We start from the raw sequence: 19,255 nt of genomic DNA, 5'->3' as shown, positions 1-19,255 counted from the left end.
CGATCCTCCCGCGGCGCCTCCCCGGAGCGCCGGAGACGAGCCGAGTCCGCTGACAGCGGAGCGCGGGTGCGATCCCTGGCCGGAGCGGGCGTTCTCGGCTTCCGGAGGGCGTTCCACCGGGCTTCGCTCAGGAGGGCCAGCCACTATCGAACCTGTTACCCGACGGAAGGTCCCCTGTGAGCACTCTCAAGCGCATCCTCAGCATGGCGTCGAAGGCGCTCGACTCGAAGAGCTCGTCGAGCTCCTCCTCGCGCCCCTCGTCGTCCACCGGCGGCGGGACGGACTGGCGCGACATGGTCCGCTCGGCCGCCAACGCGGTGACGGGTGACTCCCGCACCTCCGCTCCCGGAGCCCCGGGCCGCTCGACTACCGGCGCCGGCACCCCCGCCGCCGGCACTCCCTCCTACGGCTCGCCGCGTCCGGCCGGCCGACCGCAGGACGCCCGCCCGGGCGCCGCCGTCGCGCCGGAGGACCGTGCCGCGATCGCCCGCTACGACTACCTCCTCCGCACCGCCGACCCCGAGCAGCTGGAGCAGGTGCACCGCGACGCGTTCGCGAAGCTGACGCCGGCGCAGCGCGCCCAGGTCGAGGGGCGCCTGCGCGACGAGCTGCCCGCGAACGAGCAGCCGCGCTCCTCCGCTCCCGACGATCTCGCCCGGGCGGCGACGCGCGGCGAGGCGCACAACCCCGGATTCCTGAAGAAGATGTTCTCGAAGCCGGGAACGAAGGGCGCGCTCGCCGGGGCCGGAGTGGGCGCCGTCGCCGGCGTCGGCCTGGGCGCGGCGGGCGGACTGCTCGCGGCGGTCGCGGGCGGCGCGGTGCTCAGCAGCGTCGCCGGTCCGCTGCTCGCGCAGGCGGCCGGGATGGGCGTGGACTTCGAGAACCTGGCCGGCGGACTGGGCGAGTTCGGCGACCTGGGCGAGTTCGGCGACATCACCGGCGGCGCGGGCGAGTTCGTCTCCGGCGCCGGCGAGCACGTGTCGGGGCTCGGCGAGCAGGTCTCGGACTTCGGCTCGAACTTCGAGATGCCTGATCTCGGCGGACTCGGGAACCTCTTCGACCGCTGAGTCAGCGCGCGCGGCGCCGCACGAGGAGTGCGAGCGCCGTGCCGACGACTCCGAGGAGCACGAGCGCAGCTCCGACGATCGCGACGGCGGTCGTCGACCAGTCGGGGGCGGACTCGACGACGGTGCCGTCGAGCAGCTCCCACCGGCACGAGCCGCCGAGCGGCCACCACGACCAGGAGCCGGCGACGAGCGAGCCCTCCTCGGCGGGCACGCGGCCGACACTCGCGAGGCAGACGGCGTCGAAGCCCTGCGCGGCGAGGGTGCCGTACTGCAGGGCGACGAGGCCGAGGAGCGCGAGACCTGCGACCAGCGCGGTCAGCGCGGCGATCAGGGCGGCGCGGCGCGGGGTGAGGACGCGGCGTCTCGCGGGGGCGGGGGTGGGCGCGCTCATCCGTCGATGGTGTCATGCGGCGGCTGGGAGGCGCGGGCGCTCGGGCGGGTGGCTGTGCGTTCTGCAGGTGGATCGGGGTGGAGAGCGCGTTCCTCCGCTCAGCTGCCGCCTGATCGGGCGGATCGCCTGCGGATCGAACCTCCCGGCAGTCCGAACACGGATGAGGGGGTCACAGCCGCTGGTGGGAGAGGCGCAGGGCCAGCGCGAGCACCAGTGCGCCCGCGGAGAGGGCGACCGCGAGGAGGAAGATCCGCGGGTCGTAGCCGGTGACCGCGAGCGGGAGCAGGGCGCCCAGCACCGTGCCGATCTGGACGACGGCCATGTAGGCGCTCGCACCGGCGCCGGGCCCGCCACCGCTCGTCCGCTCCAGCAGGAGGAGGCCGATGCTCTGGTAGCCGGCGCCGACGACGGCGTAGACCAGCTGCGAGACGAGCAGGGTGCCGTACGAGGTGCTGCCGGCCAGGATCGAGAACGAGACGATGCCCGCGAGCGCGACGACCGCGAGGGTGAGGGTGCTGCCGCGGGCGGCGCTCAGGCGGCTGAGCGCGGGCAGCGCGGCGAGCTCGAGGACGGCGGAGGCGAGGAGCGCCGGCGCGACCAGCGCGGCCGGGACGCCGGAGGCGATCGCCGACAGCGGCAGGTAGATCGCCCGCAGCGTGTCGACCGACTTGAGCAGCGCCACCAGGGCCAGGGCCGCGACGAAGACGCCGAGGCGACGGGAGCGGGTCGCGCTCGCCGCCGACTCGTCGCCCGGCTCCCGACCGGCCGGCGAGGAGGCGCAGCCGACCGCGCAGAGGGTCGTCCCCGCGGCGGCCGCGGCGGCTCCGAGGAGCGGGTCGATCCCGGCCTGCGCGAGCAGCGCGTAGACGATCAGGCCGAGGATGTAGCCGGAGATCAGGACCGCCCGCAGCCGCGCGATCATCGACTCCTGGGCCTCGCCGCCACGGCGCGCGGCGACCCGGCCGAACAGCTGCGGAATGACGGTGGTGACGAAGAGCATCAGCGCGCCGCCGAGATGCAGGGGGATCGGCGCACCGCCGCTGAAGCGGATCAGCAGGACGCCCGCGGGCACCGCGGCCGAGGTCGCGAGCAGCGCTGCCCTCGGGTAGCCGGCCCTGCGGATCCGCGGGACGAGCAGGGTGTTGTAGGCGACCGCGATCGCCGCGTTCACGACGAAGAAGACCGCGATCTGCGCCTTCGCGAGACCGGCGGCGTCGAGTGCGACCGGCACGCCGACGGCGGTGATGCCGCCGAACACGGCGTTGCCGAGCAGTGCGCCCGCGATCGGCCGGGGCAGACGGGCGCCGGTGCTCGCCGGGTGGTCGTCGCGCCGGTCCACTCGCACTCCTTCGCTCGACTCGGCCTCGCGCCGGGAGCGGGGCGGAGGCCGTGCGGAGGGCGGAGGGTGAGACCGGATCGCGGGGGACCGCGGGCGACGGGCGCGGCGGGCCGTCCGGCTCGGGAGGAGACGCTTGCGGCCGTCGCGCGCTCGCCGAGCCCCGATCGGCGGCGGGCGGTGCGCGGCCCGCGCGATCGTGCTCCCGGGCTCGACGGACGCGGCCGCGGACGCTTGCGCCGGCGGGGATCCCGCCCGTCGCTCCGTGGCCGGACACCGGTGGGCGGTGATCCGCGCCGCGCGGTGGCGGCGGCGTGCTCCGTCGGGTCCGCGCGCGGCGACTGCGAGGACGTTCAGGGGTCGGGCGACGTACCCTCGGACGCATGGGGTTTCTGTTCTCGCTGCTGACCGTCGTGCTGATGGTGCTGGCGCTCGTGGATGTCGTGCGTCAGCCGGACAACGTGGTCCGCAATCTGCCCAAGATCGTCTGGATCCTGCTGATCGTCTTCATCCCGCTGATCGGCGTGACGATCTGGTTCCTGCTCGGGCACGACTGGAAGAAGGGCGAGGGCGCCTCGTTCGTTCCGGGCGGGCGCACCCTCCGGCCCCGGCGCTCGAAGACGCCGCCGCCGCCGACGATGATCGTGCGGCCCCCGACGAAGAGCACCGAGGAGCAGCTCGCCGACCTCGAGCGCGAGGAGGCGCACTACGCGCGGCTCGCGGAGGAGCAGCGCCGGCTGCGCGAGGGCGAGCGGCCGCAGGACGCCTGAGGCGCCGAGCGGCCGCGTCTGGCCCTAGCCCGCGGCTCCGAAGTTCGACGCCGTCCACTGCACCGAGGCGATCTTCGCCTGGCCGGCGATGCTGGGGTGGAAGTAGTCGGTGGTGCCGATGAGCGCCTTGGTGACCGGGGTCGCGGTGAGCGCGCCGCCGTCGTAGTCGCAGAGGGTGCCGGCCGACGCGCACGCCTTCTGCAGCGCGCTGTTGTACTGCGTCGTCCGGGTCTTCGCGGCGGTGGCCGACGCCGCGGCGGCGGCGGTGCTGAGGCGCCCGCCCGTCGCGCTGACGCCGCGGGTGGTGCGGCAGAGGTTCCCGGAGGCCCAGACGACCGAGCCGAAGCCGCCCTTGACGACGGCCCACTCGGCGGCGACGTTCGGCATCGAGGAGAGGACGATCTTGGCGGCGGGCCAGGTGCTGCGGATCTTGGTGATCGCGGCGCTCGCTCCGGTGCTGAAGGCGGCGGCCGTGGTCATCGTGTAGCCGTCGGCGGCGACCGGGTTCTTCGCGGAGCAGAGGTCGTTGCCGCCGATCAGGAGGGTGACGACGTCGGGTCGGACGCCGGCGGCGACGGCGGCGTCGATGCGCGCGGGGACGCCGGCGATCAGGTCGCCGGTCTGGGCGAAGTTCGCGGTGGTCACCGTGGTGCCCGGGTTCGCGGTGCGCAGGCGGCTCGCGAAGGAGTTCACGGTCGTGTTCGTGCCGGTCGACCAGTTGTTGCGCGGGCAGTCCGCGAACTGGCCGCAGGTGCCGTAGGCCTGCGTGATCGAGTCGCCGAGGCTGAGCACGGACAGGGTTGGGGTCGCGGCGGATGCGGCGCCGGCGGGCACGACCGCGGCGGCGAGGGCGAGCACGGCACCGGCGGCGAGGGCGCGCAGGCGGCGGCTCCCGGAGCGGTGCGGTCGGGGGGAGGTGGGGAGGCGCATGAGGGGAACCGCTCTCGGTCGGGGGACGGCGGTGGGGGCCGCCGATCCTGACGGTAGGCCTGCGGGGCCATCGGGCGCTTCTGCTCGGCTGGCCCCAGAACGGGGCCGGTCGAACCGCGGCGTGTCAGGCGGGCCGGACGCCGAGCAGCCGCACTCGGCTGAGCGCCCAGACCAGGGCGCCGGAGAGGACGAAGGCGACCGCGACGATGACGACGGCGATCGCGACGGCGCCGTAGCCGTTCGCGGGGTCGAGGAACGGGTACGGCACCCAGCCGTCGGTCGCTCCGCGGACGAGCACGACGACCAGCCAGACGATCGGGTAGACGGTGACCACCCAGAGGCGGCGCCAGGGCAGGGCCGGCCGGTCGGCGACGAGCAGCCAGTCGAGCAGTCCGTAGATCGGGAAGAGCACGTGCAGCACCGTGTTGGCCCAGGGCAGCGTGACTCCGCCCGCCGTCCCGATCAGCAGGGTGTTGTAGACGATGCCGACGACGAGGATGTAGCTCGTCGTCGCCCCCCGGACCAGCGTCAGCAGCGAGCCCTGCGGCCGGTCGCGGAACGCCGTCGCGGCGGTGATCAGCAGGACGACGGCCAGCAGGATGTTGCCCTGGACGGTGAAGTAGCCGAAGAAGTTCACCGGCACGATCGGGGTGCGCGAGGCGGTGTCGAGCGCGGTGCCGAGGACGGCCGCGAGGACCGCGAGGGCGACGACGACGCGCACGACGGCGACGGGGATCCGGGTCGCGTGCGTCCCGAGGGCGGGGGTCGGTTGCGTCATCGCCCGAGCGTACCGAGCGGCGGTCCCGGCGCGCGCGGCCGATAGCCTGGCGGGATGCTCACGATCGGGGTCGACCTCGCCGCGGAGCCCGCGAAGACGGCGCTCGCCGCGCTGGAGTGGACCGGCGGCGGGGCGGTCGTCCGCTCGCTGGTGCTGGGCGCCTCCGACGACGACATCGTGGCGACCTCGCGGGAGGCGGCGACGATCGGCATCGACTGCGCGTTCGGCTGGCCGCTCGAGTTCGCCGCGTTCGTCTCGGCGCACACCCGCCGCGAGATCGCTCCACGCACCCTCGCCGGCCGCGACTGGCGGCGGCGACTGGCCTACCGCGAGACCGACCGCGCCGCGCGCGAGGTGACGGGCCGCTGGCCGCTCAGCGTCTCCACCGACCGGCTCGGCATGACGGCGATGCGCTGCGCCGAGCTGCTGGACGCCTTCGCGGCGGCCGGCGAGGAGGTCGACCGCTCGGGCGGCGGGCGGCTCGTCGAGGCCTACCCCGCGGCGGCGCTGCGGCTCTGGGGAGTGGACACGACCGGCTACAAGACGCGGCCGGAGGCGGTGGCGCTCGCCGTGGGCGCGCTCCGCCGGGCGGCGCCGTGGCTCGTGCTGCCCGAGGCGGCCGCGGCGCTGATGGCGCGCTCGGACGACGCCTTCGACGCGGTCGTCGCGGCTCTGAACGCCCGCGCGCACGCGCTCGGGTCGACGCTCCCGGTTCCGGAGGAGCTGAGGGAGGCGGCGCGGGCCGAGGGCTGGATCGCCCTGCCGACGGGTCCGCTCGACGCGCTCGCCGACTGAGGCCGGGCCCGCCGAGCATTCCGGCCGACGGGGTCAGGCGGACAGTCTGTGCTGCCCTGAGGAGGCGATCGCCTCGGCGGCGCGCTCCGCGTCCAGGACGGAGGAGAACGGGCCGGTGAAGGCGGTGGCGGCGGCGGGGAGGGTCGGATCGATCTCGAGTCGGAAGCGGGGCAGCTCCGCCCCGGGAACGACGACGATCCTGATTCCGTTCCGGCTCCATCGCGCGGGTTGAAAAGCGGGGATCTGGGTCATGGTGCTCTTTCGCGTTCGTGGTGCGCGGGGGGCTGGCGCCTCGACCGTGCGGATTCACGCTACGACCGCGGCGGTGTTCCCGAACGGGGTTGACCTCCCAGGTGAGCGGAGGTAGTCAATGACGGGACACGGTGTCCTGCCTCTCGGTCCGGTTCTCGGCGGCGAGGGCGGACTCGATCTCGGCGGCGAGGTCGGGCTCCTCCGGCCACGAGCGGCGGCGCACCGGGGGAGCGGATGAGCGCCGCCGCCGGATCCCGTCCCCGAGGAGGATCCCGAGGACGGCGATCAGGAACGTGGCCAGCCCCGTCGCGGCGATCGGGACGGCGACCGTGCCCAGCGGGCCGGGGACGGCCTCGCCCTCGTCGGTCACGGTCAGCGTGACCCGGATCGCCTCCGGGACGCCCTGCGCGTCCTGCTCCTGCGCGATCCGGTCGAGCAGGGCCGTCGTCGCGGCGCGGGAGAGCTCGACGGCGCGGTCGGGCTCGAACGAGGTGCCGACGACCGAGAGGAAGGGCAGCGTGAAGCGGCCGCCGTTGGACTCGTCGCCGCGCGGCTGGGTGGTCCGGCGGACGGCGCCGACGCTGTCACCCTCGCGGAGCGGACCGGCCTGCGCGACGACGGCGGAGCGCACCGCCTCGCCGCTGGCGAGGTAGGCGTAGATCACCGCGGTATTGCTCAGATCGGCGATCTGGTCCTCCTCCACTCCCGGGACGCGCTCGACACCCGGGATCTGGGCGGCGTACGGGTTCTTCGGGCCGCCACCCAGCAGCACGGTCACGGCGGCGCTGTGCTCGCGGTCGCCGCGCAGGGTGAGCCCCTCGTCGGTGACCGAGAAGTGCACGGCGGTGGCGACGATCACCGCGAGCACGGCACTCGCGACGACGAGCAGCTTGAAGCGCCAGAGGACGAGGAGGTAGGCAGGCAGTTCCACCCGACCAGCGTGACCGGCGGAGGCTTTCGCCAGCCTGAACGGGACCGGCGGCGGCAGAACCTCAGCCGGGAGCCGTCGTCATCGCCGATGGTGGACGAGACCCCTGCTCAGCCGATGCTCTGCTCTGCGTTCCGCTCCGGGAGGCGGATCTCGAGCCGCGCACCGCCCAGCGGGGAGTCGAGCAGGCGCGCGCTGCCGCCGGCGGACCGCGCCGCCTCGGCGACGATCGCGAGCCCGAGTCCGGAGCCGCCGGTGTCGCGCGCGCGGGCGTCGTCTCGGCGCTCGAAGCGGAGGAAGACGCGCTCGCGATCCGCGGCCGGCACGCCCGGCCCGTCGTCGTCGACGCGGAGGACGGCCGCCCCGTCCTCGCGCTCCACGGTGAAGGCGACGACGCTCGTCGCGTGGCGTCGCGCGTTCTCGGCCGCGTTGCGGACGGCGCTCTGCAGGAGCAGGAGGACGCCGTGCACCTGGACGGGCCCGACGGCGTCGGTGCGGACCACGACCCCCAGCGCCCGGAGCCGGGCGGCCTCGGCGAGCACGAGGTCGTCGAGGTCGACGTCCTCCTGGGCCGGGACCTCGCGCTCGTCGACCCGCGCGAGCAGCAGCAGGCTCGAGACCAGGGTCTGCATCCGCTCGCCCTCGTCCTCGACGACGCGGGCGAGATCGGCGAGCGGGACCGCCTCCGGGTGCCGCAGCGCGACCTGGGCGTGCTGGCGGATCGCGGCGACGGGGGAGCGGAGCTCGTGCGAGGCGTGGGAGACGAAGCGGCGCTGCGCCGCCTGCGAGCGCTCCAGCCGGCCGAGCAGTCCGTTCATCGTGCGGGCGAGCCGGGCGATCTCGTCGCGGCCGGCCGGCTCCAGCACCCGCCGCTCCAGGTCGGCCGCCTCGATGGCCTCGACGTCGGCGCGGATCCGCTCGACTGGTCGGAGCGAGCGGCCGACGACGAACCAGACCAGCCCCCCGACGACGGCCGTGACCAGCGGGACGGCGATCGCGAGCAGCCGCAGCGCCGAGGCCACGGCGTCGTCCGCTCCGGCGAGGGTGCGCGCGACGACGACGGTCTCGCGGGGGTCGCCGCCGAGCTGGACGTCCTCGGAGCCGACGACGAAGCGGACGCCGTTGATCGCGGTGATCCCGGGCGCGTCCGAGACGGGCAGCGGGACCGTGTAGACGAAGTCGTCGTCGGCGACCGCGACGACCGCTCCCTCGCGCTGCAGCTGGATGACGACCTCGTCGGTGTTGAACGGCGGCAGCCGTCCGGCGCTCTCGGTGTCGGTCGCGATCTGGCGCGCCTGCTGGTTCGCGGTGAAGGCCTCCGCGTCGACCAGCGAGCCGTGCAGGAGGGCGGCGAAGGCGACGGAGCCCGCGATCAGCACCGCGAGGATCGCGCTCGAGACCAGCGCGGTCAGCCGGACGCGGATGCTCCAGGCAGGGCGGCTGCTCACCTCAGCCCTCGCCCAGCCGGTAGCCGGCGCCGCGGAGGGTCGTGATCGACTCCGTCCCGAACGGCCGGTCGAGCTTCGCGCGCAGCCGCGCCACGTAGACCTCGACGATGTTGAGGTCGCCGTCGAAGGCGTCGTCCCAGACCCCCTCGAGGATCTCGCGCTTGGAGACCACCCGATCGCGGTTCCGGGCGAGGAAGTCGACGACGGCGAACTCGCGCGAGGTCAGCCGGATCAGCTGGTCGCCGCGGTGCACCTCGCGGACGGCGGGGTCGATCAGCAGATCGCCGAGGCGGTGCGCCACCGGCCGCTCCGGCCGCCCGCGCCGCACCAGCGCGCGCAGGCGCGCGACCAGCACCGAGTACTCCAGCGGCTTCACCACGTAGTCGTCGGCGCCGGCGTCGAGTCCCTCGATCTGGTCGCGGTCGCCGTCCTTCGCGGTGAGCATCAGCACCGGGGTCCAGTCGCCCTCGTCGCGGAGGGTGCGGCAGAGGGCGGAGCCGCTGAGGCCGGGCATCATCAGGTCGAGCACGATCGCGTCGTAGACGACCTCCCTCGCCCGCCACAGTCCGTCCACGCCGTCGTGCGCGACGTCGACGGAGAAGCCCTCGGCCTCGAGACCGCGGCGGACGCCGTCGGCGAAGACCGCCTCGTCGTCGACCACCAGAATCCGCATCGCTTCGAGTATCGCCGGTGCGGCGCCGTGCGCACGCGTCAGTCGAGGCGGTCGAGCGTCGCGCTGATGGTGCGCAGGCACTCGATCAGCACGGAGATCTGGCGGGAGTCGAGATCGGCGAGGACCTCGCCCTCGGCGGCGACGAGGTGCCGCATCGCGTCGTCGACGCGCTTGGTGCCGCGCGGGGTGAGCGAGACGATCTTGCTGCGCGAGTCGGCGGCGTTCTGCTCCCGGACGACGAGGCCGCGGGCGCCGAGCCGGTCGACGCGGCTGGCGAGGTTGCCGCTGGAGATGCCCAGGCGCGTCGACAGCACGGACGGGGTCATCGTGCCGGCCTCGTGCTGACGCAGCAGCGAGAGGAGCTCGAACTCCCACGGGGCGAGCTCGCCGGCCGCGAAGGACAGGCGCCGCACCTCCTGCACGCGGGGGCTGAGCCGGCGCAGGCGGGAGAGGACGTCGAGCGGGGCGAAGTCGAGATCGGGCAGGGCGTCGGCCCACGCGTCGATCACCAGATCGACATCGTCGTCTTCACGCATGCCCCGATTATCGTCGGCCCCGGCTCGGCACGGCGACCGCTGGCCGAGCGCGGGCGCGGGCCCTACCCTGGCGGGCGCCGTCCGGGACGCTAGCCTGGTCGGGTCGGAAGGACTCCCGTGCGCGCGCACCTCGAGCAGCTCCTCGCTCTGCTGAGCGGGACGCTCCTGCTGCTCGCGCTCGTGTCGAGTCCCGACGCCGCGGTCGTGCTGGTCGTCACCACGACCGCCGTCGCCGCGCTCGTCCTCGGGGCGCGCTACCTCGCCGTCGGCGCTCGCCGGCCCGTGCTGTCGATCGGGCGCAGGGCCCGGGAGCACCGGCTCGGCCTCGCCGCGCAGCCCTCGCCGCAGCACCCGCGCACCGCGGGTCGCGTGCGCTCGCGGGCACCGGGCCTGCCGGGACTGGTCGCGTAGCCCGGAGCTCTGCCTCGGGAGGCGCGACCGTTCGCGATCGCGCTCACCTCCCGACGACAGGACTCCCTTGAACCTCTACGACCTCCCGCCCCTCGCGGCGGCGCTCGACGCCGCCTCCCACCTCGTCACCGGCCTCGCCGCCGCCCTCGAGCCGCTCGCGGGCGGCGCCTCGGCCGCCGCCGCGATCGTGCTGGTGACCCTCCTCGTCCGCGTGCTGCTGATCCCGGTCGGGATCTCGCAGGGCCGGGCCGAGATCACCCGCCGCCGCCTCGCCCCGCTGCTGCGCGAGCTGCAGCGGAAGCACTCGAAGAACCCGGAGGCGCTGCAGCGCGCCACCATGAAGCTCTACGCCGACGAGAAGGCCTCGCCGCTCGCGGGCTGCCTCCCGGTGCTGCTGCAGGCGCCCGTGCTGTCGCTCCTCTACGGGCTGTTCGTGCACCCGGACATCGCCGGTCACGGCAACGCGCTGCTCGACGCGCGGCTGCTCGACGTGCCGCTCGGGCGGTCGTTCGTGGCGGCGCTCGGCGGCGGCGAGCCCGCGCAGCTCGGCGTCTTCGCGGTGCTCCTCGGGGTGATCGCGCTCGTCTCCTGGCTGGCGCGCCGGGTCGCGCTGCGCCAGGCGGCGCTGACCCCGGTGCCGGAGGGGACGCCCGGGGCCGTGGCGCAGCTGACGGGGGTGCTCAGCTGGATGCCGTTCCTCACGGTGCTGTTCGCGGCGTTCGTCCCGCTCGCCGCGACGCTCTACCTGACGGTGACGACGACGTGGACGCTGTGCGAGCGCAGCATCGTGCGGCGGGTGCTGGCGGGCGGGGCGCGGGCGTGAGGCGGCGCCCGCTCACCAGCCCGTCGTCAGCACCTCGTCGAGCTGGTCGGCGAAGAAGTCGGCGCTCTCGACGGTGAAGCAGAGCGGCGGCTTGATCTTCAGCACGCACTGGCGGTCGGAGGTGGGCTGCACGATCACCCCGCGCTCGCGGAGGCGCTCGCAGATCGCGCGCGTCTCCGCGGTCGCCGGCTCGAGCGACTCGCGGTCGCGGACCAGCTCGAGGCCGAGGTACAGCCCGCTGCCGTGCACGGCGCCGATCAGCGGGTGGCGCTCGGCGAGCTCCTCGAGCCGGCGGCGCAGGTGCGCGCCCGTGGTCCGCGCGTTCTCCTGCAGCTGCTCGCCCGCGAGCACGTCGAGCACCGTCGTCCCCACCACGGAGCTGACGGGGCTGCCGCCCGCCGAGGAGAAGAACGAGCCCTGCGAGCGGTAGCGGTCGGCGATCGCCCGGGTCGTCACGACCGCTCCGAGCGGATGGCCGTTGCCCATCGCCTTCGCGACGGCGACGACGTCGGGCACGACGCCCTGCTGCTCGAAGCCCCAGAACCAGTCGCCGAGCCGGCCGTAGCCGACCTGCACCTCGTCGGCGATGCAGAGTCCGCCGAGCGCGCGGACGGCCGGGTAGACGGCGGCGAGATAGCCGTCGGGCAGCGGGATGCCGCCGGCGTTGCCGTAGAAGGTCTCGGCGATGAAGCCGCCAGGGGGAGTGCCGGCCGCGGCCAGCTCCTCGATCCGGGCGACCGCCTCCGGTGCGTAGCGGTGCGCCTCGGGCCCGCGGTGCGTGCCGCGGTAGCTGTTCGGAGCGTCCAGGGTGTGCACCCAGGACGGCCGCGTCGCGAGCGCGTCGGGGTTGTCGGCGACCGAGGTGGACACCGCATCGGACAGGCCCGACCAGCCGTGGTACGCCTCCCGCACCGCGAGGACGTCGTAGCGCCCCGACCAGGCGCGGGCGATCCGCAGCGCCAGATCGGCCGCCTCCGTGCCGCTGTTGACGAGCAGCACGGTGTCGAGCCCGTCCGGCAGCAGGGCCGCCAGCCGCTCGCAGAACTCGCCGATCGCAGGGTAGGAGAAGCGGGAGTTGGTGTTGAGCAGGCGCCACTGCCGCTCGACCCGCTCGACGAGCAGCGGATGGGCGTGGCCGATCGAGGTGACGTTGTTGAGCACGTCGAGGTGCGCGCGGCCGGAGTCGTCGACGAGGTGCTGGCGCCAGCCGCGCAGCATCGTGGGCGGGCTCTCGAAGTAGTGCTCCTGCGCCTCGGCCAGGTGCGCGGTGCGGCGAGCGAGCACGCCGGGGTCCGGCGTAGGGACGGGCAGGGCGCAGCCGAGCAGCAGCGGCGTCGGATCGAGGAGGACGTCGAGCCACGCGTCGGCCCAGCGCGCACTCGCGAACGCCGGGAGGTCGACCGCGTCGAGGGAGCGCGGCGCGGCCTGGGCGCGGAGGAGCCCGCGCGCGGTGCCGAGCGGCTCGCCCGCCGCGAGCCGCGTGCCGGGGCCGGCGGCTCCTCGACCCCGTCGAGCCGCAGCCGGACGGCGTCCCCAGCAGCGTGACTCCGCCGGGTCCGCTGCCGCCGACCTCCGCGTCGAACGGCGCGACCAGGCGCGTCGGGCCGGCGAGGTGGAGATCGGTGACGAGCGCGGTCGTCTCGGGCTCGTGCGCGGTGTGGGCGGCCGCGGGTGAGGCGGCGCTCGCCGTAGCGGAGCACCGCGGTGCCGGCACCGCCGGCGAGGGCCGCGCGGGCGAGGCGGGCTCGGCGTCGTCCTCGAGCCAGCGGCCGGCGTCGAGCGCCGGGCTCTCCGGCGAGAGGTCGACGACCACCGCGTCGATGCCGCCGAGCACGGGGACCGCGGTGGTGACGGCGGCCGGGGCGCTCGGCCGGCCGAGCGTGCGCCGGACCAGCGCCTGCAGCACCGGCAGCGGCACGGCGGTCGCCCGGTCGAGGATCAGCCGCTCGTGCTCCAGATTCTCCCGGGCGTAGTCGTTGCCCGGATCCCCGGCGAGGACGTCGTGGGCGCTCACGACGAGCACCGCGGCGCGGAGCACCACGAGCGGCCACAGCGCCTCGACCTCGGCGTCGGCGAGCGGGCGCACGGCGTCGTAGGCGGTGGCGGCGCGGAGCACCGTGGCCGCATCCGCGTCCGCATGGTGCAGCAGGGAGGACAGCGTGATCGCGAGCTCGCCGACCGCCCAGCCCGCGCCGAGGTCGCCGAAGTCGATCACGCCGTCCGGCAGAGGCCCCTCCGCCACCACGACGTTGTCGTCGGTGAGGTCGCCGTGCACGAGCTGCACCGGGAGCGCGGCGGCGAGCGGATCCAGCAGCGCCAGTGCGTCGTCGACGGCAGTCCGGACCGCCCGCGCCGCGCTCCGCGGCAGCCGGCCGATCAGCGCGTCGACGACCCGGCCCGCGCGGCGCAGATCCCACTGGTCGGTGTCCTCGAGTCCGTCGAGCGGCTGCTCGGCGAGCGCGACGTCGACCCGGGCGGCGAGGTCGCCCATCGCCCGGACGACGGCGGGGGAGAGGTAGCCGGAGCCCGAGAGCGTGCGGCCGGGGACGAAGTCGAGGAGCCGCGCCACGGCGGTCGTGCCGCCGAGGACGATCTCGTGCAGGAGGCGGCCCTTGCGGTCGGGTCGGACGCGCGGGAGCCGGACGCCGTCGAGGCTCTCGGCGAGGCGCGCGACCGCCGCCGTCTGCGCCTCGATCCGCCCGATCGGCGTCGCCGGGTTGGCGATCTTGAGCAGGAGCCGCTCCTCGCCGGCGTCGACGAGGACGTTGCGGTCCTGATTGCTGCCCAGCTCGCGGAGCGACCCCTTCAGCCGGTAGCGCTTGCGCAGCAGCGCGGCGGCGACCTCGTGGTCGAGGGCGGGCGGCGGCGGCGGGGCGTCGGACGGCATTCGGGCTCCTGTCGAGCGGGAAGCGGGTGCGTCCATGATCGCGCGTCGGCGGACGCGGCGGGAGCGAGCGTGCAGCCGTGCTGGTCGAGCGGCCCGTGGTCTGACGGTGGTGGATCTCGAGACGCCCGCTGCGCGGACTCCTCGATCGGCAGAGACGTGGTGCGGTCGATGGGAATCCAGGCGGTGTTCTTGCTGGTCGAGTAGCCCCGGTGGGGCGTATCGAGACCCGCCGTCATCAGCAGGGCGGGTCTGCAGACGCGAGGTCCGACGCTGGTGGATCTCGATGCGCCCGCTGCGCGGACTACTCGATCAGCAGGGTCGCGGTGCGGTCGATGGGGTGCGGGCGGTGTTCTTGCTGGTCGAGTAGCCCCGGTGGGGCGTATCGAGACCCGCCGTCATCAGCAGGGCAGGTTCGCAGGCGCGTCTTCTGGAGCTGGTGGATCTCGATACGCCCGCTGCGCGGGCTACTCGATCAGCACGACGCCCGCACCGCATGTACCGCGGGTCAGCGCCTCAACTCGCGTAGGCCGCCGGATCGAAGCGCGCGAGCTCCTCGCGGAAGGCGAAGGCGAAGTCGGGCCAGAGCAGGGTGAGGCGGCGGGAGGCGGCGTCGACGTACCAGCTCTCGCAGCCGCCGTTCGTCCAGACGGTGTCGGCGCTGAGCGCGTCGAGGCGGGCGACGGACTCCGCCTCGGCCGCGGCGGTGACCTCGAGCAGCGCGGCGCCGGTCGCGGCCCGGTGGTCGAGCGCGGCGAGAACGTAGTCGATCTGCGACTCGATCATGTGCACGGCGGAGTTGTGGCCGAGGCTCGCATTCGGCCCGTTGATCACGAAGAGGTTGGGGTAGCCGTGCATCGCCGTGGAGTCGTAGGCGGCCATCCCGCCGGACCAGCGGTCGGCGAGCAGCTCGCCGCCGCGGCCGCGGATCCGGCGGGCGAACGGGGGCCGGGTGGCGTGGAAGCCGGTGGCGAAGACCAGCGCGTCCAGCTCGTGGGCGACGCCGTCGTCGCCGAACGCCGCGGAGCCGTCGATCCGCCGGAGCGGGCTCGGCACCACGCGCACATGCGGCTGCGCGAGCGCGGGGTAGTAGTCGTCCGAGAGCAGCACCCGCTTGCAGCCGATCTCGTAGTCGGGGGTGAGCACGGCACGCAGGGCGGGGTCGGCGACCTGCGCGGCGAGGTGGCCGAGCGCCTCCGCCCGCAGCCGGTCGATCGCCTCGGGCACGGCGACACGACCGGCGAAGCCGAGCTCGGCGCGCCAGAACAGATCGGCGCGGAGCCGCTCGACCGCCCCCGGCACGCGCGCCAGAGTGCGGCGCTCCGCCGGCGGATACGCGCGGTCGCGGCGCGGCACGACGTACGGCGCGGAGCGCTGGAACAGCACGACCTCGGCCGCTCGCCGGGCGAGGTGCGGCGCGATCTGCACGGCGGACGCTCCGGAGCCGACGATGCCGACCCGCGCGCCGTCGAGGTCGACGTCCTCGCGCCAGCGCGCGGAGTGGAAGACCGGCCCGGCGAAGTCCTCGAGCCCGGGGACGTCGGGCAGCCGCGGCTCCGACAGCCGCCCGGCGCAGACCACGAGCACGGCCGCGTCGAAGTCGCCGCGCGAGGTGCGGACGCGCCAGCGCCCGGCCGCCTCGTCGAAGAGCATCTCGAGCACGTCGGTGCCGAGGTGCAGGTGCGGCGCGAGCCGCTCGCGCTCGACGACACGCTCGAGGTAGGCCTGGATCTCCGCCCCCGGGGCGTAGAGCGCGGACCAGTCCGGCTCCGGCGCGAACGAGTAGGAGTAGAGGTGCGAGGGGATGTCGCAGGACACGCCGGGGTAGTGGTTGTCGCGCCAGGTGCCGCCCACGCGCTCGGCCCGCTCGAGCAGCGCGAAGGAGGTGCCGCCGCGGCGGGCGAGGAGGGTCGCCGCTCCGATACCCGCGAAGCCCGCGCCGACCACGACGACGTCGACGGTCGTCGCCATCAGACGACGATCCGGGGCAGGGTCGAGCCGGCCGGGTCGCGCCGCGGATCGGCGAGGAAGCGCTCGACGAGGGCGAGCAGCTCGGCCGGGCGCTCGGCGAGGACGCAGTGGCCCGCGTCGACGACCGCGTAGCGGGCGTCGTCGATCGCGCCGAGGAGCGCCTCCGCCCCCTCGATGCCGACGACGGCGTCCGCCGCGCAGCCGACGACGAGCGCGGGGACGCGCAGCCGGGCGGCGGCCACGGCGGTGTCGGCGCCGGCAGCCGCGGCGAGGAGGGCGGCGGTCGCTTCGTCGGCGGCGATCGGGGCCGCGCGGTCGGGGCCGAGGTCGGTGAGCGCGCGCACGCCGAGGACGCGGGCGAGGGCGGCGCGGTCGTCGGGCCGGCCGGCCAGCGACTCCCACAGCCGCGCGACCGCGACGAGCCGCTCGGTCGGCCGCAGCCAGCCGGCGGCGAGCACGAGGGCGCGGATCCGCGGGTCCGCGTCGGCGGCGGCGATCGCGACGGAGGCGCCGAGCGCGTGCCCGACGAGCACCGCCTCCTGCGCGCCGAGCGCCTCGAGGGCGGCCGAGACGGCGCCCGGCGCGTCGAGCCACGGGTCGGCGAGGTCGGCGAGCTCGAGCGCCGCGACCCGGTGCCGCCGCGCGCGAGCATCGGCAGCAGGAGCGCGGCGTCGGCCCGCGCGCCGCCCCGGCCCGGTCAGCAGCAGCACGACCGAGGTCGAGGGCTCCCCGCCCGCGTGCAGTCGCAGCGCCCGGCCGCCGACGACGACGGTCGACTCCCGGATCAGCGCGGCCTGCCGCTCGAGGTACGCCGACGACCGGTTCTCGACGCGCGGCCGCGTCACGCGCGGCCGGCCGAGCGCACCGGCAGGCGCAGCCGATGCGTCGCGGTGCTCGGCGCCGGCACCGTCATCGCCCGCTCGGGCTCGACGTGCCCGTAGTCGGTGGTCCGCTGCCGCCACGGCCGCCCGATCTCGCCGACGAGCCGGGCCACGGTCGCGATGTCGAGCGAGCGGTGCGCCTCGGCGCCCGCCTCCGGGCTCATCGCGCCGTCGAGCAGCAGCCCGCCGAGGTCGTCCGCGCCGCCGCGCAGCAGCTCCTGCGAGAGCTGCAGCCCGAGCTTCGTCCAGGCCGTCTGCACGTGCTCGATCCGCCCGTGCAGGAGGAGCCGCGCCACCGAGTGCACGGCCCGCGTCTCGCGCCGGGTCGGCCCGCCGCGGGTCTGCGCGACGACGGCCGGCGGTGCCTCGGCCGGCACGAACGGCATCGCGATGAACTCGGTGAATCCGCCCGTCTCGTCCTGGATCGCGGCCAGTGCGCGCAGGTGGTCGACCTGCTGCTGCGGCGTCTCGACGTGCCCGTAGACCATCGTCGCGGTCGAGCGCAGCCCGCCGCGGTGCGCCGTCGTCACCGACTCCCGCCACTCGGCGACGCTCGGGTCGGCGCCCTCGCTGAGGATCGCGCGGACGCCGTCGTCGAGGATCCGCGCGGCCGTGCCGGGGACGGAGTCGACCCCCGCCTCGCGCAGCGCGGCGAGCATCTCGGCGGGCGTGCGGCCGGTGCGGAGAGCCGCGTCGCGGATCTCGGCCGGCCGGAACGCGTGCAGGTGCAGCGACGGCTGCCGCGCGCGCAGAGTGCGCACGATCAGCAGGTGGTCCTCGCCCGGCGTCGCGAGCGGGCCCTGGAGGCACAGCTCGGTGGCGCCGAGCGCGACGGCCTCGTCGGCGAGCTGCTCCAGGGTCTCGACGGTCAGCCCGCCGGCGCCCCAGAGCGCGGTGTCGATGTTGCGGTTGGCGACCACGGTCACGGTGTCGCCGACGGCGGAGCGGCGGACGTCGTCGGCCAGGGCCGCCAGCGCGTCGAGGTCGTCGCCGTCGGCGGCGAGCAGGGCCAGGTAGTCGGCGTCGTCGAGCCCGGCCGGATCGGCGGCGGCCCGCTCGAGGACGGCGGCGAGGGTCGGCGCGGCCGGCCGCGGAGCGGGCTCGAGCTCCTCGCGGTACGCGCGGGGGAGGATCGGCGCCGCCTCGTCCGCCAGCCAGGTCTCGCGATCGGCGAGCGCGAGGACGTACGGAGCGACGCGCGGGTCGATCCAGGTCTCCGCGTCCTGCAGGTAGCGCGGGTGCGCGGTCAGCCGCTCGTGCAGCCGGTAGCCGGAGTCGGCGGTGAGCCGCGCGAGGTCGTCGATGTTCGGCCAGGGCCGCTCGGGGTTCACGTGGTCCGCCGTCAGCGGGCTCACCCCGCCCCAGTCGTCGATGCCGGCGCGCAGCAGCAGCCCGAGCTCCTGCTCGTCGGTCAGGTTCGGCGGCACCTGGATCGTCATGTCGGCGCCGAGGACGAGCCGGGCGACGGCCACGTTCGCGACGTACTCCTGCAGCTCGAGGTCGACCTCGTTCTGCATCGCGGTCCGCGGCTTGGCGCGGAAGTTCTGCACGATGCACTCCTGCACATGCCCCCACAGCGCGTGCGACTCGCGGATCGCGAACAGCGCGTCGGCCCGCTCCGCCGTGTTCTCGCCGATGCCCAGCAGCACGCCCGTGGTGAACGGGATCCGGCTGCGCCCGGCGTCGTCGAGCACCCGGAGCCGCAGTGCCGGATCCTTGTCGGGCGAGCCGTAGTGCACGCCGCCCTTCTCGGACCACAGCCGCTCGGCCGTCGTCTCGAGCATCATCCCCATCGAGGGCGCGACCGGGCGCAGACGCTGCAGCTCGGCCCAGGACATCACCCCGGGGTTGAGGTGCGTGACCATGCCCGTCTCGGTCATCACCAGCACCGCCATCGCCCGCACGTACTCGAGGGTCGAGGCGTAGCCGTGCTCGGCGAGCCAGGCACGGGCGACCGGCCAGCGGTCCTCCGGGCGGTCGCCGAGGGTGAACAGCGCCTCCTTGCAGCCGAGCGCGGCGCCGGCCCGGGCGACCTCGAGGATCTCCTCCGGCTCCATGAAGGTCGACTCGCGCTTCAGCGCGAGGCCGCCGGGCGTCTCGACGAACACGCAGTAGTGGCAGCGGTCGCGGCAGAGCTTGGTCAGCGGCACGAAGACCTTGCGGGAGTAGGTGATCACTCCCGGCCGCCCGCGTCGTGCGAGCCCCTCGTCGCGGAGGCGGCCGGCCACCTCCAGCAGCGCGTCGAGGTCGCCGCCCCTCGCCTCGAGCAGCACCTCGGCACTGGCGCGCGTGATCGGCTCGCCGTCGGCGAGGCGGGCGAGGAGGGTGGGCACGGTCATGCGGGGGCGGCTCTTCCGGAGGGTCGGTCGGCGGGCGGCCGA

19 protein-coding genes and 1 pseudogene are annotated in these 19,255 nt (G+C 75.2%); 6 read left to right on the top strand and 14 right to left on the bottom strand.

What is annotated here, in order from left to right:
• The first annotated feature begins 176 nt into the window (after window positions 1-176).
• Window positions 177-1,067: a cation-transporting ATPase gene (locus GSU72_RS14325; RefSeq protein WP_159985668.1), complete on the top strand. Its 891-nt coding sequence runs from the start codon at window positions 177-179 to the stop codon at window positions 1,065-1,067.
• Window position 1,068: 1 nt separating this feature from the next.
• On the opposite strand, the gene GSU72_RS14320 is transcribed toward GSU72_RS14325, so the two are convergent.
• Window positions 1,069-1,458, bottom strand: a complete 390-nt coding sequence (locus tag GSU72_RS14320) for a hypothetical protein (protein WP_159985667.1) — start codon at window positions 1,456-1,458, stop codon at window positions 1,069-1,071.
• 169 nt (window positions 1,459-1,627) lie between these two features.
• Window positions 1,628-2,797, bottom strand: a complete 1,170-nt coding sequence (locus GSU72_RS14315; protein WP_159985666.1) for a hypothetical protein — start codon at window positions 2,795-2,797, stop codon at window positions 1,628-1,630.
• A gap of 380 nt (window positions 2,798-3,177) precedes the next feature.
• Here GSU72_RS14315 and GSU72_RS14310 point away from each other — a divergent pair, with 380 nt between their 5' ends.
• Window positions 3,178-3,564: a PLD nuclease N-terminal domain-containing protein gene (locus GSU72_RS14310; RefSeq protein WP_159985665.1), complete on the top strand. Its 387-nt coding sequence runs from the start codon at window positions 3,178-3,180 to the stop codon at window positions 3,562-3,564.
• A gap of 24 nt (window positions 3,565-3,588) precedes the next feature.
• Here the strand turns inward: GSU72_RS14310 and GSU72_RS14305 are convergent, their stop codons facing one another.
• Together GSU72_RS14305 and GSU72_RS14300 are read right to left on the bottom strand one after the other, a co-directional pair.
• Window positions 3,589-4,494 (bottom strand): GDSL-type esterase/lipase family protein, encoded by a 906-nt coding sequence (locus tag GSU72_RS14305; RefSeq protein WP_159985664.1) that lies wholly within the window; start codon window positions 4,492-4,494, stop codon window positions 3,589-3,591.
• A gap of 124 nt (window positions 4,495-4,618) precedes the next feature.
• On the bottom strand, window positions 4,619-5,272 hold the full coding sequence (locus GSU72_RS14300; RefSeq protein ID WP_159985663.1) for a Pr6Pr family membrane protein: 654 nt from the start codon (window positions 5,270-5,272) through the stop codon (window positions 4,619-4,621).
• 54 nt (window positions 5,273-5,326) lie between these two features.
• Between GSU72_RS14300 and GSU72_RS14295 the strand changes: the two genes are divergently transcribed.
• Window positions 5,327-6,067: a DUF429 domain-containing protein gene (locus GSU72_RS14295; RefSeq protein ID WP_159985662.1), complete on the top strand. Its 741-nt coding sequence runs from the start codon at window positions 5,327-5,329 to the stop codon at window positions 6,065-6,067.
• Between the two features lie 33 nt (window positions 6,068-6,100).
• On the opposite strand, the gene GSU72_RS14290 is transcribed toward GSU72_RS14295, so the two are convergent.
• The 5 genes from GSU72_RS14290 to GSU72_RS14270 all read right to left on the bottom strand — a co-directional run bounded on the left by GSU72_RS14290 (window position 6,101) and on the right by GSU72_RS14270 (window position 9,904).
• The gene (locus tag GSU72_RS14290) at window positions 6,101-6,319 is read right to left on the bottom strand and encodes a hypothetical protein (RefSeq protein WP_159985661.1); all 219 of its coding nucleotides are present in this window, start codon (window positions 6,317-6,319) and stop codon (window positions 6,101-6,103) included.
• 115 nt (window positions 6,320-6,434) lie between these two features.
• Window positions 6,435-7,250 carry a hypothetical protein gene (locus GSU72_RS14285; RefSeq protein ID WP_159985660.1) on the bottom strand — a complete coding sequence of 272 codons (816 nt, stop codon included), beginning with the start codon at window positions 7,248-7,250 and terminating at the stop codon, window positions 6,435-6,437.
• A 107-nt stretch (window positions 7,251-7,357) separates the two neighbouring features.
• On the bottom strand, window positions 7,358-8,695 hold the full coding sequence (locus GSU72_RS14280; RefSeq protein ID WP_159985659.1) for a HAMP domain-containing sensor histidine kinase: 1,338 nt from the start codon (window positions 8,693-8,695) through the stop codon (window positions 7,358-7,360).
• 1 nt (window position 8,696) lies between these two features.
• Complete coding sequence (locus GSU72_RS14275; RefSeq protein ID WP_159985658.1) at window positions 8,697-9,368, bottom strand: response regulator transcription factor; 672 nt, start codon at window positions 9,366-9,368, stop codon at window positions 8,697-8,699.
• Window positions 9,369-9,406: 38 nt separating this feature from the next.
• Window positions 9,407-9,904 (bottom strand): MarR family transcriptional regulator, encoded by a 498-nt coding sequence (locus GSU72_RS14270; protein ID WP_159985657.1) that lies wholly within the window; start codon window positions 9,902-9,904, stop codon window positions 9,407-9,409.
• A 117-nt stretch (window positions 9,905-10,021) separates the two neighbouring features.
• On the opposite strand from GSU72_RS14270, the gene GSU72_RS14265 reads away from it, so the two are divergent.
• Entirely contained in the window at window positions 10,022-10,315 is a 294-nt protein-coding gene (locus tag GSU72_RS14265; RefSeq protein ID WP_123445212.1) for a hypothetical protein, read from the top strand.
• Window positions 10,316-10,382: 67 nt separating this feature from the next.
• The gene (yidC, locus tag GSU72_RS14260; RefSeq protein WP_159985656.1) at window positions 10,383-11,138 is read left to right on the top strand and encodes a membrane protein insertase YidC; all 756 of its coding nucleotides are present in this window, start codon (window positions 10,383-10,385) and stop codon (window positions 11,136-11,138) included.
• 12 nt (window positions 11,139-11,150) lie between these two features.
• Here yidC and GSU72_RS21650 read toward each other — a convergent pair whose 3' ends face one another.
• Window positions 11,151-12,422 carry an aminotransferase class III-fold pyridoxal phosphate-dependent enzyme gene (locus GSU72_RS21650; protein ID WP_244255828.1) on the bottom strand — a complete coding sequence of 424 codons (1,272 nt, stop codon included), beginning with the start codon at window positions 12,420-12,422 and terminating at the stop codon, window positions 11,151-11,153.
• Window positions 12,423-12,760: 338 nt separating this feature from the next.
• On the opposite strand from GSU72_RS21650, the gene GSU72_RS21645 reads away from it, so the two are divergent.
• Complete coding sequence (locus GSU72_RS21645; RefSeq protein ID WP_159985655.1) at window positions 12,761-13,111, top strand: hypothetical protein; 351 nt, start codon at window positions 12,761-12,763, stop codon at window positions 13,109-13,111.
• 161 nt (window positions 13,112-13,272) lie between these two features.
• Here GSU72_RS21645 and GSU72_RS21640 read toward each other — a convergent pair.
• The 4 genes and pseudogenes from GSU72_RS21640 to cofG form a co-directional block, all read right to left on the bottom strand.
• Window positions 13,273-14,025: pseudogene (locus tag GSU72_RS21640) on the bottom strand (phosphotransferase); the annotation flags it as partial.
• A 513-nt stretch (window positions 14,026-14,538) separates the two neighbouring features.
• Window positions 14,539-15,993, bottom strand: a complete 1,455-nt coding sequence (locus tag GSU72_RS14240) for an NAD(P)/FAD-dependent oxidoreductase (RefSeq protein ID WP_159985654.1) — start codon at window positions 15,991-15,993, stop codon at window positions 14,539-14,541.
• Window positions 15,993-16,838 carry an alpha/beta hydrolase gene (locus tag GSU72_RS14235; RefSeq protein ID WP_159985653.1) on the bottom strand — a complete coding sequence of 282 codons (846 nt, stop codon included), beginning with the start codon at window positions 16,836-16,838 and terminating at the stop codon, window positions 15,993-15,995. Before GSU72_RS14235 ends, GSU72_RS14240 begins: the two co-directional genes overlap by 1 nt.
• Complete coding sequence (gene cofG / locus GSU72_RS14230; RefSeq protein WP_159985652.1) at window positions 16,835-19,213, bottom strand: 7,8-didemethyl-8-hydroxy-5-deazariboflavin synthase CofG; 2,379 nt, start codon at window positions 19,211-19,213, stop codon at window positions 16,835-16,837. Before cofG ends, GSU72_RS14235 begins: the two co-directional genes overlap by 4 nt.
• Window positions 19,214-19,255: the final 42 nt, after the last annotated feature.

It is taken from the genome of Rathayibacter sp. VKM Ac-2760 (assembly GCF_009834185.1).
Lineage (GTDB): Bacteria > Actinomycetota > Actinomycetes > Actinomycetales > Microbacteriaceae > Rathayibacter.
Note: the sequence above shows the minus strand (reverse complement) of the source record. Positions and strands in the feature narration are given on the sequence as shown.